Genomic DNA, 15,722 nt, shown 5'->3' on the forward strand with positions numbered 1-15,722 from the left:
TTTAGCATACTATCACCTCATTATCTTATTACTATCATTATACAAGAAATGGGGAAAAGGTTATTATGTAAAATGTTAAAAAATAAAAAATGCCGACAAGTCCGTAGGACTTTGTCGACAGTCTGAACCCTCGTTCATTAAAAACGAGGGTTTAATCATTATTGATATTAAAGTTTTTCTTCGTGTAAGTTTTCGAATTTCAAGACTGGATGTCTAGCTGCCTTAGTCTCATCAAGTCTATCGATTACTGTATTATGAGGTGCTTCAAGCACTTTATCTGGATCTTCTTTTGCTTCTTCAGCGATTTGAATCAATGCATCACAGAAGTAATCTAATGTTTCTTTAGATTCTGTTTCTGTAGGTTCAATCATCATACCTTCTTCCACATTAAGCGGGAAGTAAATTGTAGGTGGATGAACACAGAAGTCTAATAAACGTTTCGCCATATCCAATGTACGAACGCCTTCTTTTTTCTGCTTAGATCCACTTAATACGAATTCGTGTTTACAATATTGGTTATATGGAATTTCAAATGCATCTTTCAGACGCGCTTTAATGTAGTTGGCATTAAGCACTGCTGCTTCTGAAACTTCTTTAAGACCAATGTTACCCATTGTTCTAATATACGTATAAGCACGTAAGTAGATTCCAAAGTTACCGTAGAATGGTTTAACACGACCGATAGAATCTTTAATATCGTTGTCATATTTATAAGTGTCGCCATCTTTGATTACCATTGGTTTTGGTAAGAAGCTAGCAAGTTCTTTTTTAACTCCAACAGGACCTGAACCTGGTCCACCACCGCCGTGAGGCCCAGTGAATGTCTTGTGTAAGTTCAAGTGAACAGCATCAAAGCCCATGTCTCCAGGTCTTACTTTATCCATAATCGCGTTTAAATTTGCGCCATCATAGTATAATAAGCCGCCAGCATCATGAACAATTTTTCCAATTTCCATAATGTTATGTTCAAAGATACCTAAAGTATTCGGGTTTGTTAACATAATTGCTGCTGTATTTTCATTAACAAGAGTTTTTAAATCTTCTACGTCTACTTCGCCGTTTTCATCAGATTTAACTGTAACTGATTTGAAGCCAGCGAAAGCTGCAGAAGCAGGGTTTGTACCATGTGCTGAGTCAGGTACAATGACTTCATCACGGTGACCTTCACCATTTTTTTCATGATAAGCTTTGAAAATCATTAATGCAGTCCACTCACCATGTGCACCTGCTGCAGGTTGTAATGTTACTTCATCCATGCCTGTAATTTCTTTTAATTCTTCTTGTAAGCTATGGATGATTTCTAAAGAACCTTGAATTTGAGATTCTTCTTGTAATGGATGTGCTTCAGCAAATCCAGGAATACGTGCTACTTTTTCATTGATTTTAGGGTTGTACTTCATTGTACATGAACCTAAAGGATAGAAACCAGTATCTACACCGAAGTTCTTGTTAGATAACTCAGTATAGTGTCTTACTAAGTCTAATTCTGATACTTCAGGGAATTCTGCTTTGTTTTTACGGATGAATTTATCATCTAATAATTCTTCAACTGCATTTGTATCAATCTCTTTTTTCGGAAGAGAGTATGCATATCTTCCTGCTCTTGAACGTTCGAAAATTAATGGACTTGATTTACTGACCATTAATCTCACCCACTTTCTTCACAAAAGTATCAATTTCATCTTTTGTTCTTAATTCAGTGACAGCAACTAGCATTGCATGTCCCATATCGTCATTGATTTCAGTTAAATCGAAACCGCCAATAATGCCCTCTTCTAATAATTGACCATTTACTTCTTTAACAGGTTTGTCCAACTTAATAACGAATTCATTATAAGATGTACCTGGTAATACTTCTACACCTGCTTTTTCAAACTCTTTCTTAGCATAGTTAGCATTTTCAAAGTTTTGTTCAGCAATATCTTGAATACCTTGTTTTCCTAGAGCTGACATAGCAATTGAAGATGCTAGAGCATTTAAAGCTTGGTTTGAACAGATGTTTGAAGTTGCTTTATCACGACGGATATGTTGTTCACGCGCTTGTAGCGTTAAAACGAAACCACGGTTTCCATGATCATCATTCGTTTGACCAACTAAGCGACCTGGGATTTTACGCATTAACTTTTTAGTTGTTGCGAAGAAACCACAGTGTGGTCCACCGAATTGACTTGGAATACCAAATGGTTGTGTATCACCTACAACAATATCTGCACCGAATTCACCTGGAGGTGTTAACAAGCCAAGTGAAAGTGGATTTGCATAGACAATAAATAATGTCTTTTTACTTTTAATAAATGATTTAACTTTTTCTAAATCTTCGATAGAACCATAGAAGTTAGGATACTGAACAGCAACAGCTGCTGTATCTTCATCAATAGCTGCATCTAATTTTTCTAAATCAGTTACAGTACCGTCTAGATCAACTTCTACAATTTCATATTCACTTCTAACTTTTGAATATGTGTGAAGTACTTGTAATGCTTGATAATGCAAGCCTTTAGATACAACAATCTTATTCTTTTTAGATTGACTTAATGCTAAAATACATGCTTCAGCAAATGCTGTGATTCCATCATACATAGATGAGTTTGCAACATCCATACCTGTTAATTCACAAATTAAAGTTTGGAATTCAAAGATTGCTTGAAGTTCCCCTTGTGAAATTTCTGGTTGGTAAGGCGTATAAGCTGTATAGAATTCTGAACGTGAAATCATAGCATCTACAACAGCTGGTGCATAATGGTCATAAACACCCGCACCTAAGAATGAAGTATGATCTTCTTTTGTAATGTTTTTATTAGCAACTCTGCTAAGACGTTTGAATAAAGTAGTTTCATCTTCTCCATTTGGAATATCTAACTCTCTATCCAATAAAATTTCTTTTGGCACATCTCCAAATAATTCTTCAATTGAGCTTGCGCCGATTGTTTCTAACATTTCTTTTTTGTCTTTTTCAGTTAATGGTATATAACGATGACTCACCACTGCCACCCCTTCATTAAATTATTTACTGATTTGATTTTTCTTGACAATTTTAGCTTTGACTTGACGTTTTCTTACTTGAACGATGACTTCTTTGCCCATTTCGAATTCATCACGGTCAATCATTGCTAATGCAATGCCTTTTCCAGTTGCTGGCGATTGCGTACCAGATGTAACTTGCCCAATTTTGTTACCTTCTAAGTCTAGCACATCATAGCCAGTTCTTGGGATACCTTTTTCGATCATTTCTAAACCAACTGATCTAAGTTTTGCTCCATTTTCTTTTTGATCTTTTAACACGTCTTTACCAATGAAGTCTGCTTCAATCAATGGTTTAACAGCAAATGCAATACCACCTTCATAAGGTGTGATATCTTCTGATAACTCTTGTCCATGTAGAGGTAAACCTGCCTCTAAACGTAAAGTATCACGTGCACCTAATCCAGCTGGTTTTAAATCAGCATTTTCTAAAAGACCATCCCAAATATCTACGACGTCTTTAGAGTCGCAATAAATTTCAAAACCGTCTTCACCAGTATAACCTGATTGAGATAAGATAACATTTTTTCCAAAGATTTCAACATCTTTTTTGAATTCGAAAGGTTTCATTTCAGAAACATCTACATCAACCAAGCTTGCAACATAGTCGCGTGCTTTTGGTCCTTGAACTGCTAATTGACCGTATTGATCAGAAACATTTTCAACATTTACATCAAATTTGTCTGAGTGAGATTTAATCCACTCATAGTCTTTATCTGTATTTGCAGCATTAACCACTAATAAAAATTTATTATCATCTAATTTATAAGTGATTAAATCATCAATCACGCCGCCTTTTTCATTGCAAAGTGCAGTATATTGCGCTTTGTTATCTGATAATTGATCTGTATCATTTGAAAGCACATATTGAATGAATTCTGATGCTTCTTTGCCTTCAATTAACACTTCGCCCATATGGCTGACATCAAAGATTCCCATAACTTCCCTTACTGCGTTATGTTCTTCTTTGATACTAGAAAATTGAACAGGCATTGCCCATCCACCGAATTCAACAATTTTTGCTCCGCTTTCAATAAAACGGTCGTATAATGGTGTCTTTTTTAAGTCGTTTGACATCTTGCAACCCCCTATATGTGATTAAATATTAAAAACAGGATAGCAAAGCCAATTGCTATCCTGTAGTTACCTTCAGGAACGCGTCACAGTATTATCCTTTTGCCTGAGAGATTCGATATAACATCTTGCACCTTCGGCGATGAATACAAGCTAAAACACAAATAATGTTTTAGATAATTCATTCTCTCCAATACTGATCATTCGCTATAATGATATTCATCAAATTTTGATGTAATAAACTCAAATCATTGTCTGTATCCATTCTGCTGAATGCGATTTCATTATATCGTGAAACCCTTGATAAATACAACCTTTTTAATTCATCGAATGCTTTATTTGCAGCGTTAGGTCGATTACTATCGTTTTTAATTCTATCGTATATAAGTTGAATGCTTGCATCTAACCAAATTATAAATTTATAGTGGGATAAAATTTCCATAGAATCAGGGCTTTCAATCACACCCCCACCAGTAGAAATGATGTCATATTCATTAATAGCTTCCTGTAAATATTGTGTTTCTAATTTTCTGAAGCCACTCTCCCCTTTTAATTCAAAGATTTCAGGGATTGTTTGATGTGTTCGCAATTCGATAAGTTGATCTAAATCAATAAAGCTCTTACCTTCTTTTTCAGCGATATATTTTCCTAATGTTGTTTTGCCCGTTCCCATAAATCCTATAAAAATAATGGGTTCTTTTTTAACTTCCTTGTTTTTCATATTTCTCATCCTTCTCAACAATTTGTTCTAGTTGTTGTTTGTAGTAGATGTTAAGGTTGTGTATTGTCTTTAATTTTAAGCTATATTGATAGCTATAGGAAGTCAAAATAAGAATAAAAATCATAAAAATTACTGTTGTAAACGGTAACAGGTAACCTTTCAGATTATAAGTATAGTACTTTGTAATATTTTTCTTCGTTTTCAATCAGAGTCATTTCCACCTTTAAGTATTTATCGTCAATTTTTGTTACTTTGAAATCACTTATATCCTGTATCAGCGTTATATTTCCGCGTGAATTTATATTTTTATAAATTTTCCGATTAGAAAAGATATACGCTGTTTGTTTGCTATCTTCTTGTAACGTTATGCGTCTATTACTGACATTGATTTTATCTATTGGTATATGTTTAATCTCTCTAGATATGTCTTGTGCAAAAAATTCATAGTGAATCAAAGATGCATCATCCATGTGTTTATTTAATGTTTTTACAGATTTGAATAAAGGTGGTATTAGACTCATTGTAATTGAAAAAATACATAACGCAAAAATCATTTCGATGAATGTAAAGCCTTTAATTCTTTTTTGATTTAACTTTAAAACAGTAGTGACTATCAGTTTCATTGCTTTTAATACAAATAGATTTTTCAATCTTTTCAATGGTATAATGCTCCAGTTGTATCCCTTGTTGAATTTCATTTATGTTAAAACGATTAATTACCGTTATTAATGTGCGATACATATCTGCTTTTTCAATTTCTTTACGAAACTGTAAATGCTGATTAATTAATACAGGCAAGAAAATTAGAAGTAAAGTAATGATAAGAGAAAACGAAGTCAATGCATCAAGCATAAAAGATCCCTTGATATAATTTTTACTACGATGTCTTTTCAATTCTTAAACTTCCTTTCTCAATATGGAAAATAAAGCGAAATGTTGTTTGATTAAACTTAATGTAAACAGATCCAAACCGATTAAACTCACCTTCTGGACTAATAACAACAATATCCATATTGTTACTTCTTACTATTTCTCCTTTTGTGATTGTTATATAACTTACTTGATGATTTTGATTTATTACTTTGATTCTATTGCTGCCACGATTAAAAAATAGTATAACATCATCATGATTTTTAATAGCAGTAGATTTCATGTATATTATTTGCGCAGCAAGATTTTTAGCTAATAATTCATTTTCCACGTCTTTTAAATGTGTTGGGCTTTTAACATTTAAACTTAGATATGTTAAAAGGCTAATAATCGCAAGAACTAGCAAAGTTTCAATCATAGTAAAAGCTTTCATGACTATTGACTAACGGTAGCTTCGCCGTCGCTGATTGTAATCGTTTTTCCGGATTTACATGTTTTTTGACCTTCTTTTAAAAATCCTTCACTAACTAATTCATCGATTGAAGAAGGCGCTCTATTCTTATTGAGAGTAAAAGCTTCTATTTGGCTATTCACCATTTTTTGTTGTGCTTCACACCCAGTATCTTGAACATGCTTAGATTGTTTAGCGATATTTGGAATAATGAGTATCAATAAAACACTGATAACTAAAAGAACTAAAAGCATTTCTAGTAAAGTAAATGCTCGTAAATATTTATGTTTTAAGTTTTTGACAAGGTTTTTCATAGGTTTCTCCTTCTTTGTTATTTGATGGATTGAAGCATGTCGAACATTGGCAACATAATGACTAGATAAAGTGAGATAATTAGAAATCCTAGCAATAAAAAGATAACTGGTTGAATAAACTTTATTTGTTTGTTCATTTGACGCTCGATTTGACTTAGAAGAATCTGTGCGTAGATGCTTAATTCTATATCAATTTTTCCGCTCTTTTCACCTTGTTCAATAAAATGAATAAGTTCTTCTTGAAAACAACCAACTGCTTGTAAAATTTCAGGTAATCGCATCCCTTTTTCAATATTTTTAATCATGAAATCACCAAGGTAATTTAAAAACAAATCAATCTTCTGTTCTGTGTAAATATTTGATATCTGCTGTAAAACAATACCATTTCGAAAAAACAACGATAATTCATTTGTAATTTGATAAGTTTTAAAGAGTTTGTAGTAGGTGTTGATGAATGGGAGTTTAATAATAAATTTGATTCGTTTTTCTATTGGCAGCTTTCTTATATATTGGAATAGAATTAGGAAAATTATTGATAAAAATGCAATAAGGGAAAGAATGATGTGAGGAAAATGTTGAATTGTATAATTGAGTATCTTTAAAAGCGGAGACAATTGAATGTCCATTGTGGTATATATTTGTTGGAATTCAGGTAGTATAAAATAATTGATACCAAACAGCATGCACATAAATACACCTATTAGTATCACAGGATATTGAATTGTTTTGATCAAGCGTTGTTTTGATTCGCATTTCTGTTTTAGAAATGTATATGACTCAGTTAAGCTGTCAGACAGCCTTCCGAACTTTTCGGAAAAATATATTTGAGTCACAATAGTTTGAGGATAGTTTAGAAACGAGAGGATAAAATGACAATTCTTACCATCTTTTAAAAATTTTATAATCGTATGGCGCGTTTCTTTATCTTTATAATCAATGTGCATATTCAAGAATTCAAATGATTCTATCAAAGTGAATCCATGATCAAGTAATATTTTCAATCTGTTTAATAATATGAGTTGATCTTTGTCACTTATTTGTTTCTTATTACGAATCTTGGAATTAAGTATATCTTTTAAACACTTCTTCACAAATAACGCCTTCTTTGTTCATCTGACTAAGTACTTTGCTTAATTTTATAAAATGTTTGGGCAGCATATGATTGTTTTTAAAAAAGTATTGAATATCTGATTGATATAATGTCTCATATGCTAGTTCACGGTGTCCTGATTGATTTGTAACTAGCCTTTGATTTGATATTAAGGCTATGGCTTGTTGCGCCTCTTGCGGTGTTATGCCCATTTCTAGTAAACGTAACAAGGCACCCTCGCAATCATTAGAATGTAATGTAGACAACACCAAATGTCCGCTTAATGAGGCTTGAATAACACATTTAGCAATAGATGCTTCACGAATTTCTCCGATAAGGATAATATCTGGATCACATCGTAAAATAGCTTTGAAAGAACTTTCATAGTTGATACCGGCTTTTTCATTTACAGAGATTTGAGTTATCCCAGGAATCCTCTTCTCTACTGGGTCTTCGACTGTAATAATGTTTAGGTTTAATTTTTCTTTCGCAAAAGAAACCATTTCATACATCATAGTACTCTTCCCTGAACCCGTTGGACCTGTAAATAAAATTAAACCTTGTTTTTTATTCATTAGGTGATGAAAGTGTTTTGGACCTTCACATTCAAATTCTTGAGTAAAATACTGTGGGGAAACTCTAATAACGCAGCTTTCCATTCCTAATGAGACCGGCAAAGTAGATACTCTTAAATTGTAAAGCATTTGATGCTTGAAAGTTGTTTGGCCACTTTGTGCTTGGTGATAAGTAGAAACATCCAAGCCAGATAAGAACTTCAAAAAAGTAAGTAACTTCTGATACGTTGTAATCTCAATGGATTCATAATTTAATAACATATCATTAACTCTGAACTTAATAAGTACGGCATGTTCTATTGGTATAAAATGAATGTCTGATACGCGTTGTGCGATTGCGTCGATTAAAATTTTTTCAAATAGTCTTTTCATAAAAAATCACCTCCTACATATACAAACGTAGGAGGTGAGAATATTACTTTTAAATTTTAGCCGTGTAGATAAGGATTTAATTGTTCACCTTCTACAGTGGTAGAAGGGCCATGTCCTGGATATAACGGTAGATCATCTTTTATAGTGAAAATTTTATCTTGTATAGAGTCTACTAATGTTTCGTAGTCTCCACGATATAAATCTGTTCTTCCGATACCGTTATTAAATAAAGCATCTCCAACTAATGCGAAATCATCAAAGATAAAAGTGAGCCCTCCTGGTGAATGACCAGGTGTATGCATGACTTCGACATTGAATCCTTCGATATCATGTTTACCTTCATCGAGTGCAATAGGTTTTGCATGACTTGTAATAGGCTTTAAACCATATTGACTGAATTTTTCAGAACCATTTTTTGCAGGTTCAGTAAGAAAATCAAATTCTTCTTTATGAAGATAAACAGGCACATCATAGTGCTCCAACACTTCGTCTAATGCACCGATATGATCAAAGTGCGCATGAGTTAAAATGATTGCTTTCAACGGTTTGCCAATAGATTTAAGTTTTGAAATAATCTCTTGCCCATCACTTGATGGATCTACAAGTAAAACACTGTCTTCATTTTCTATAAAATAAGTGTTTGTATCCGCTATACCTAAAGTTAAAAATGAAATTTCCATTATTTTTCACCACTATTTTTGTCTAATTGTTTTTGAACAGAGACCAATTTATCATTCATTTTTCTAGATTTGTCTCGACGGTCATCTATTCTTATATTAGTACATACCCTGTCTAGACCTTTATCAAAAGGCAGTTCATGAATTACTTGAACGACATGCAATAAGTCTTTCAAATCACCTTCTATTAGGGTATTCATAGGTGTTAGTTGGTAATCAATGATACCTTGTTCTTTGAATTCTTTTAATTTTGTTTGAATTTCTGCAATATATTTACTTACACTTGGATCTTCTGTTCCTACTGGAATTACGACTACGTCTACGATAGCCATTATTCAACACGCTCCTCTTCAATCACATATGTTTTTATTAAACCTGCAGCACCAGTAATGCCGGCATCGTTTCCTAATTGTGCTTTCACAATTTCAGTGCCGTTTTGTGCAGGTGTAAAAGTAAGGTTTCTATATTCAGTTTTAATATTTTCAATTAGAATATCTCCTGCTTCAGACATTCCGCCGCCTAGGATAATATATTTCGGGTTGCTCATTACACTGATGATACTACATGCATAAGCGATATAGTTTGCAACACGTTCAGTAATAAATAAGCAGAACAAATCACCTTTTTTAGAAGCATCGAAAACATCTTTTGCAGTGACTCTATCTTCTTTAATGAGCTCTAAAATCGAAGATTTAATTGTAAGTTTAGGATGATAAAATTTAACTAAGTTAACTACACCTGTTGCTGAAGCAACAGTTTCTAAACAACCATTTTTACCACAATTACAAGCAAACCGTTGATCAAAGTCTACTCTGAAATGACCAATTTCAGCACCAGAACCATTATGACCGTGGACTAACTTACCATTTGAGATAATACCGCCACCTACTCCAGTGCCTAATGTAATGGCTACAACATCATCTGCATCATGACCTGCACCCTTATGTTTTTCACCTAGTGCCGCAGCATTAGCATCGTTGTCAACAAAAATCGGGAAACTTACAAATTGTGAAAGAATCGCTCGCACGTTAACATCCCCAGGCCAGTTTAAATTTACTGCTCCATGAACAATACCTGATTCGAAATCAACAGGTCCTGGTACACCAATTCCCAATCCAATAACATCTTCCATTTTTAGACTTAGTTCATTCATTTTTTGTACAAACGCACTGTAAATAGATTTAAGTAAAACGACACCTGATGGATCACTGATATCAGTTTGTATCGACCATTTAGTGATTCTTTCAAGTTTGTTATCAAAAATTCCTAGTTTACATGTAGTTCCACCGACATCGGCTGCCAATATTAAATTTCTCATTACTTATTCATCCTTCTTTGATTGATTATTAAGATACACTTGATAAATGCGTCCTTAGAGATAAGTTGATATTCAAATAGCTCTCTAATTTCTTGTTCCATCATTTCATACATGTCGTGTTTATCTTTAAAGTAAATTATAAACCCAAATTGTTTAAGTAACTGTTGTACGTCGTAAAACGTGTTAATTTGACGATTCATTTTGTTTTTCCAACTCTTTTTTTAGATACTTATATTTTTCATTATGAGGATTTGATTTTACTGCAACCTTTATATGTTTAAGTGCCGATTTTTTATCTCCTAATGAACGATTAGCAATTGCTAGTTCATAATTTAGAACGCCAGAGTTAGGGTAATGTTTTAATCCGCGTTCCCATGTTGAAATTCCTTCAGCTTTTGAATCTTTTGTTGCTTTTAATAGACCACTTAAATAATATGTATAATCATCTTCGTAGCCTTTATTCATAGTATGTTTAATAAGCTCTTCAGCTTTGTTGTAATTACCATTGCTCATCTCTTCACTTATTAATTTATCATAAATATTATCCTCTTTAATAGTGAATGTTCTTATTAGCAAGATAATCAATAGTAAAATACCGACACCAAGTAAAATCCAAAATAACTTTCGATCTTTATTAAAATAATAACCTATAAAAGTAGCTAGTAATCCGCCAATAAATCCACCTAAATGTGCGTAGATATTTACATTAGCCATAAATAATGAAAATACTGTTAATAACGCTAATACACCAACTAATTGTAATAGCATTTTTGGTGTATATTGTTTACTAAGATACATAATTGCGAATAGACTGCCGATCAAACCGAAAATTGCACCACTAGCACCTACTGAAATCGAGTTTGTGTCCAATGCTAAAGATACAATGTTACCAAAGATACCAGAGATGAAATAAATCCCTAGCATTTTCCAATGACCAGCAATGGCTTCAACAAGTTTTCCGAAGATAAACAATGAAAGCATATTCATCAATATATGTTCAAAGTTAAAATGAATGAACATAGATGAGATTAAACGGTATATCTCTCCATGAACTACATTAAAATGAACTAAACCGCCCCAATCTAATAAACTTCTGTTTGTAAATGCATTGATGATCAAAAACATAAACAGCCAAATTATTATATTAATAGTAATAAGCGAGTATGTGACTGGAGCAAATTTCAACATATATTTTTCTATAGGATTGTTACTATAAAGTCGTTTCTTGTAGTAGAGTGATGTTTTATCATTTTGACGTGAATAAAGCTTAGCTATAATAGGGTTCGGCAAAGTTTTTAATAAATCTTGTTGGTTTCGAATGACATTAAAATTCATGTGAATAGGATGAACTTCATTCAAGTTCTCATAAGTGAAGATTTTTTCAGTTAAATAATTGAAAGTCACATATTTTGGAATGAATCCTGTGTATTCACTAATTTCGTTTTGATGTTCTAAAACTCTGCTTTTGTCAAAACGTATTTCTTGAGAGCTGCTTACTCCAGTTTTAACAATAATAAGTTTTTTCTTATTTTTATTGGATAGCCAAACTTCTGTATCATTTTTACTGATATGTGCGATTTCGTAGTTGAAGTATTTAACATAATAATAAATTAATTTCCAAAATTGTTTTTCTATATTCATGGTGCCTCCAGTTTAACTAGTTTTAGCAATGATCAGACGTTCAACGACTTCATCATGTGCTTCTGGTTTAAATGTATTATCGATTTGTGTATCATACACTAGGCTTATTGTTTCTGTACGATGTTGATTTAAAAATTTATCGAAATAACCCCCGCCATAGCCGATTCTATAGCCTTCTTGGTTAAAAACAACGCCTGGTACAATTAATAAATCTAATGAATTTGTGCGCTCTGTATCGGCATCAACGTATTGGATACCTTTTTCATCCGTGCTTAATTGGTTTAAATCATTTAGTCTTTGGAATGTCATACGTTTAGTTTCATAATCAGTTGCTGGTACAAAAGGGATTTTTCCTTGACTGATGATTTCTTTAATAATCGGAAATGTATTAACCTCATGTTCCATAGACAATACAATGCCAACCGTTTTTGCGTTTCTAAAAGCGTCAGTCTTTAATAATTGTTCTTTTAACCATTGATCAGCTTTTTCTTTGTTGAGATTGTTAATATTTTTCATCTTCTGCAAAACTTGTTTGCGAAGTTCAGATTTTTTCATGATAACACCCCAATATTTTCTATTTGAATTAATATTTTCATTATAACGTTTATCTGCATAAGTGTCATTAGACTTAATATTTGAAGGTATATAGAAACAAAAAAGCTGATACTCGATGAGTGAGTATCAGCTGAAAAATTATGATTTTGATGATTTCTTTTCTTTACCGAAATAATAATTGATAATGTCGCGACCTAAATCTCCACCTTGTAACCATGGTTCTGGAACGGGTTGATTAGTATAGACAATTGAGAAAGCTAATTTAGGATTATCTTTAGGAGCATAACCGATATAAGTTGAGTTAACTCTTGGCTTTCCGTCTTGGAATACTTCTGCTGTTCCTGTTTTACCAGCAGATGGTACGACTGTGTCATGGAAACTCTTATATCCAGTACCTGGTTCCTTATTAAATGCCATATCAAACCCTTTTTGAACTTGTTTAATTTCATCAGGTGAGTTGTTAAGACGATTCAATACATTACCGCGTATTTTATGTTTAACCGGTCCTAAACTATCTTTATCTGTTGCTTTTCTGATTTCAAGACCAACGTGTGGTGTAATTCTATAACCGTTATTCGCAATCGTAGAAACATATTGTGATAATTGTAATGGAGAGTACGTATCATACTGACCAATCGCAAGGTCTAAGTAGTTACCGCTGTTTGAATCTAATTTTTCTATTTGACCTGCAACTTCATTAGGCAAGTCAATTCCTGTTTTAACACCTAAACCTACTTGATTTAGTCCTTTACGTAATTTTTGACCTGCATCTCTAATATCGTTTGGTAATGCCATATTATAATGATATGGATCTTTCGCTAGTTTTAAAGCTGTTTTAAACATATATACGTTTGATGAATGCATTAATGCCTCTTTATCGTTAATATCTACTTTTCCATTTTGGTTGAAGTAAGAACGTTTTGTAAGCCCACCTTGGAAATGTAGAGGTTCATCAATCATATGTTCTCCTACATGTATGGCTTTGTTTTGATAACCTGCTAATAAAGTTCCACCTTTAACAGATGAACCAACCGTATATTGAGAAGTAAAGTTACCAATATCATAATCTGTCATGGAACCATCTGGCTTAATTTGCTTACCAGCCATAGCCAAGATATCTCCATTATTTGGATCTTGCACTACAATGAATGCATTATCCATGTTCTTAGCACCTTCACCACGAAGCTTATTAATTTGATGTTCTAAAGATTCTTCTACTTTCTTTTGTAAGTCAATATCTATTGAAAGTACTAAATCATCTCCACGTGAACCTGGATTAACTACTTCTGCATTCGTTATTTCTCCTGATTTATCAGTTGTGTATTTCATTTCTTTCTTTTTACCACGTAATACATTTTCATATTGATACTCTAAATATGATTTACCAACTCTATCATTTCTTGAATAGCCTCTTGATAAATAGTAATCAGTTAGTTCTTTTGGTATACCTTCTTCTGATGTTGAAACACTTCCGAATAAACCTCTGAGTACATCTCCATAAGGATATTTACGATCCCAATCCATAGATGTATTTACACCTGGTAATTTTGAAAGTTGTTGTGACACAGCAGCATATTCTTTATTGCTGACATCATCCTTTTTAATAGTTTGAGGATTTAGTGTTGAACCTGACATCATTTCACGATAAATTGCTAATACTTGTAAGTCTTTGTCAGATAAATCATCAAGTTGTTTTTGCTTGATTTTATTATGCAATTCTTCATCGTACTGTTCTTGTGAAATTTCCCCTTCACTAAGCATCTTATCTTCTTTTTTCATCATGTCTGAAACTTTATCAGGATGTAATTGAATCCAGAAGTCTTGTTTATCTCTTTTGGTAATACGATCAGTATCCATTTTTATTAATTTAGATAAGCGTTCTGCTACGTTGAGTATATCTTTTTGTGAAGTCTTTCTACCTCTAGTATATGTAATAGACTTTTTAGAAGCATTATCAACAAGAATTTTACCATTACGATCTAAAATTCTTCCTCTTGGGACAGATTCATTTACCGTAATATTTTCATCATTTTTAATGAGTTGCTTGTAATGAGAACCTTGTGCAATTTGTAAGTAACCCAATCGTAAAACAATGATTACAAATACTACGACAACGAGACCGAAGAAGAATCCGATTCGTTTATCCATCAGATTCCTGATTTTTTCATCATTCGTTTTTTCCTTTAATCTTTTTAGCAATACAACCTACCTCAATTCAACAGTTCTCTAAACAAATGATATATGAAATCGGAACTTTTTTCTATAATTTGCATAGAAAACCAAACATAAATTTAAGATTTCTTCGTAAAAGAAGTGAAAATCAAATGAAACAATAAAAAAACAGCAATTGGATAACCAATTGCTGTTAAAGTTATAATTTAACTTTTCGTGGGTATTAAGATTATTTAGTTGCAGCGTTGTATAGCTCGTCAACTTTTTCCCAGTTAACAACGTTCCAGAATGCATTGATATAGTCTGGACGTTTGTTTTGATATTTAAGATAGTAAGCATGTTCCCAAACGTCTAAGCCTAGGATAGGAGTTTTGCCTTCAGTAATTGGGTTGTCTTGGTTTGCTGTAGTAACGATTTCTAATTTACCGTCTTTATCTACTACTAGCCAAGCCCAACCTGAACCAAATTGTCCAGCAGCTTTTTTAGCAAATTCGTCTTTGAATTCGTCTAAAGAACCCCATTGTTCTTTAATTTTATCAACTACTGTACCTTTCTCTTCAGAGTTAGGTGAAAGGATTTGCCAGAATAATGAGTGGTTTAAGTGTCCACCACCATTATTACGGACTGCAGTTTGGATGTCAGATGGTACACTATCTAAGTTAGCAACAATTTCTTCGATTGATTTGTTTTCTAAATCAGTTCCTTCGATTGCTGCGTTTAATTTTGTAACATAAGTGTTATGGTGTTTGTCATGGTGAATTTCCATCGTTTCTTTATCGATGTGTGGTTCCAATGCATCAAACTCATATGGTAAATTTGGTAATTCAAAAGCCATAAATAATCATCCTCCTAAATTGTTTTCATATTTACT

17 protein-coding genes and 1 riboswitch are annotated in these 15,722 nt (G+C 32.8%); all 17 genes read right to left on the minus strand.

The window, feature by feature from the left end; genetic code table 11:
- Window positions 1-167: 167 nt before the first annotated feature.
- Window positions 168-1,643: an aminomethyl-transferring glycine dehydrogenase subunit GcvPB gene (gene gcvPB / locus KRR19_RS08130; protein ID WP_216733580.1), complete on the minus strand. Its 1,476-nt coding sequence runs from the start codon at window positions 1,641-1,643 to the stop codon at window positions 168-170.
- Complete coding sequence (gene gcvPA / locus KRR19_RS08135) at window positions 1,633-2,982, minus strand: aminomethyl-transferring glycine dehydrogenase subunit GcvPA (RefSeq protein WP_057510473.1); 1,350 nt, start codon at window positions 2,980-2,982, stop codon at window positions 1,633-1,635. Before gcvPA ends, gcvPB begins: the two co-directional genes overlap by 11 nt.
- A gap of 21 nt (window positions 2,983-3,003) precedes the next feature.
- Complete coding sequence (gene gcvT / locus KRR19_RS08140; RefSeq protein WP_216733581.1) at window positions 3,004-4,098, minus strand: glycine cleavage system aminomethyltransferase GcvT; 1,095 nt, start codon at window positions 4,096-4,098, stop codon at window positions 3,004-3,006.
- A gap of 81 nt (window positions 4,099-4,179) precedes the next feature.
- A riboswitch (glycine riboswitch) is annotated at window positions 4,180-4,299 on the minus strand.
- Entirely contained in the window at window positions 4,277-4,816 is a 540-nt protein-coding gene (locus tag KRR19_RS08145) for a shikimate kinase (protein ID WP_002481034.1), read from the minus strand. Its footprint overlaps the riboswitch before it by 23 nt.
- A gap of 164 nt (window positions 4,817-4,980) precedes the next feature.
- A complete protein-coding gene (gene comGF, locus KRR19_RS08150; protein WP_216733582.1) occupies window positions 4,981-5,475 on the minus strand; it encodes a competence type IV pilus minor pilin ComGF in 495 nt (164 codons plus the stop codon).
- Between the two features lie 218 nt (window positions 5,476-5,693).
- Entirely contained in the window at window positions 5,694-6,119 is a 426-nt protein-coding gene (gene comGD, locus KRR19_RS08155) for a competence type IV pilus minor pilin ComGD (protein WP_002481037.1), read from the minus strand.
- Window positions 6,120-6,121: 2 nt separating this feature from the next.
- Entirely contained in the window at window positions 6,122-6,451 is a 330-nt protein-coding gene (gene comGC, locus KRR19_RS08160) for a competence type IV pilus major pilin ComGC (RefSeq protein ID WP_002481038.1), read from the minus strand.
- 17 nt (window positions 6,452-6,468) lie between these two features.
- A complete protein-coding gene (gene comGB / locus KRR19_RS12330; protein ID WP_057510472.1) occupies window positions 6,469-7,542 on the minus strand; it encodes a competence type IV pilus assembly protein ComGB in 1,074 nt (357 codons plus the stop codon).
- Window positions 7,514-8,488 carry a competence type IV pilus ATPase ComGA gene (gene comGA, locus KRR19_RS08170; protein ID WP_105979774.1) on the minus strand — a complete coding sequence of 325 codons (975 nt, stop codon included), beginning with the start codon at window positions 8,486-8,488 and terminating at the stop codon, window positions 7,514-7,516. The genes comGB and comGA overlap by 29 nt, the downstream gene beginning before the upstream one ends.
- Window positions 8,489-8,544: 56 nt before the next feature.
- Window positions 8,545-9,168 (minus strand): MBL fold metallo-hydrolase, encoded by a 624-nt coding sequence (locus KRR19_RS08175; RefSeq protein ID WP_057510470.1) that lies wholly within the window; start codon window positions 9,166-9,168, stop codon window positions 8,545-8,547.
- Window positions 9,168-9,497: an MTH1187 family thiamine-binding protein gene (locus tag KRR19_RS08180; protein WP_216733583.1), complete on the minus strand. Its 330-nt coding sequence runs from the start codon at window positions 9,495-9,497 to the stop codon at window positions 9,168-9,170. The genes KRR19_RS08175 and KRR19_RS08180 overlap by 1 nt, the downstream gene beginning before the upstream one ends.
- The gene (locus KRR19_RS08185) at window positions 9,497-10,483 is read right to left on the minus strand and encodes an ROK family glucokinase (protein WP_002481043.1); all 987 of its coding nucleotides are present in this window, start codon (window positions 10,481-10,483) and stop codon (window positions 9,497-9,499) included. Before KRR19_RS08185 ends, KRR19_RS08180 begins: the two co-directional genes overlap by 1 nt.
- The gene (locus KRR19_RS08190; RefSeq protein ID WP_002481044.1) at window positions 10,483-10,683 is read right to left on the minus strand and encodes a YqgQ family protein; all 201 of its coding nucleotides are present in this window, start codon (window positions 10,681-10,683) and stop codon (window positions 10,483-10,485) included. Before KRR19_RS08190 ends, KRR19_RS08185 begins: the two co-directional genes overlap by 1 nt.
- Window positions 10,667-12,124 (minus strand): rhomboid family protein, encoded by a 1,458-nt coding sequence (locus KRR19_RS08195; RefSeq protein ID WP_023015150.1) that lies wholly within the window; start codon window positions 12,122-12,124, stop codon window positions 10,667-10,669. The genes KRR19_RS08190 and KRR19_RS08195 overlap by 17 nt, the downstream gene beginning before the upstream one ends.
- Before the next feature lie 12 nt (window positions 12,125-12,136).
- On the minus strand, window positions 12,137-12,679 hold the full coding sequence (locus KRR19_RS08200; RefSeq protein ID WP_002481046.1) for a 5-formyltetrahydrofolate cyclo-ligase: 543 nt from the start codon (window positions 12,677-12,679) through the stop codon (window positions 12,137-12,139).
- A 138-nt stretch (window positions 12,680-12,817) separates the two neighbouring features.
- On the minus strand, window positions 12,818-14,878 hold the full coding sequence (locus KRR19_RS08205; RefSeq protein ID WP_037556407.1) for a peptidoglycan D,D-transpeptidase FtsI family protein: 2,061 nt from the start codon (window positions 14,876-14,878) through the stop codon (window positions 12,818-12,820).
- A 202-nt stretch (window positions 14,879-15,080) separates the two neighbouring features.
- Complete coding sequence (locus KRR19_RS08210) at window positions 15,081-15,686, minus strand: superoxide dismutase (RefSeq protein ID WP_002481048.1); 606 nt, start codon at window positions 15,684-15,686, stop codon at window positions 15,081-15,083.
- Window positions 15,687-15,722: the final 36 nt, after the last annotated feature.

Origin of the sequence: Staphylococcus sp. CWZ226, assembly GCF_018986355.1 — a bacterium.
GTDB lineage: Bacteria > Bacillota > Bacilli > Staphylococcales > Staphylococcaceae > Staphylococcus > Staphylococcus simulans.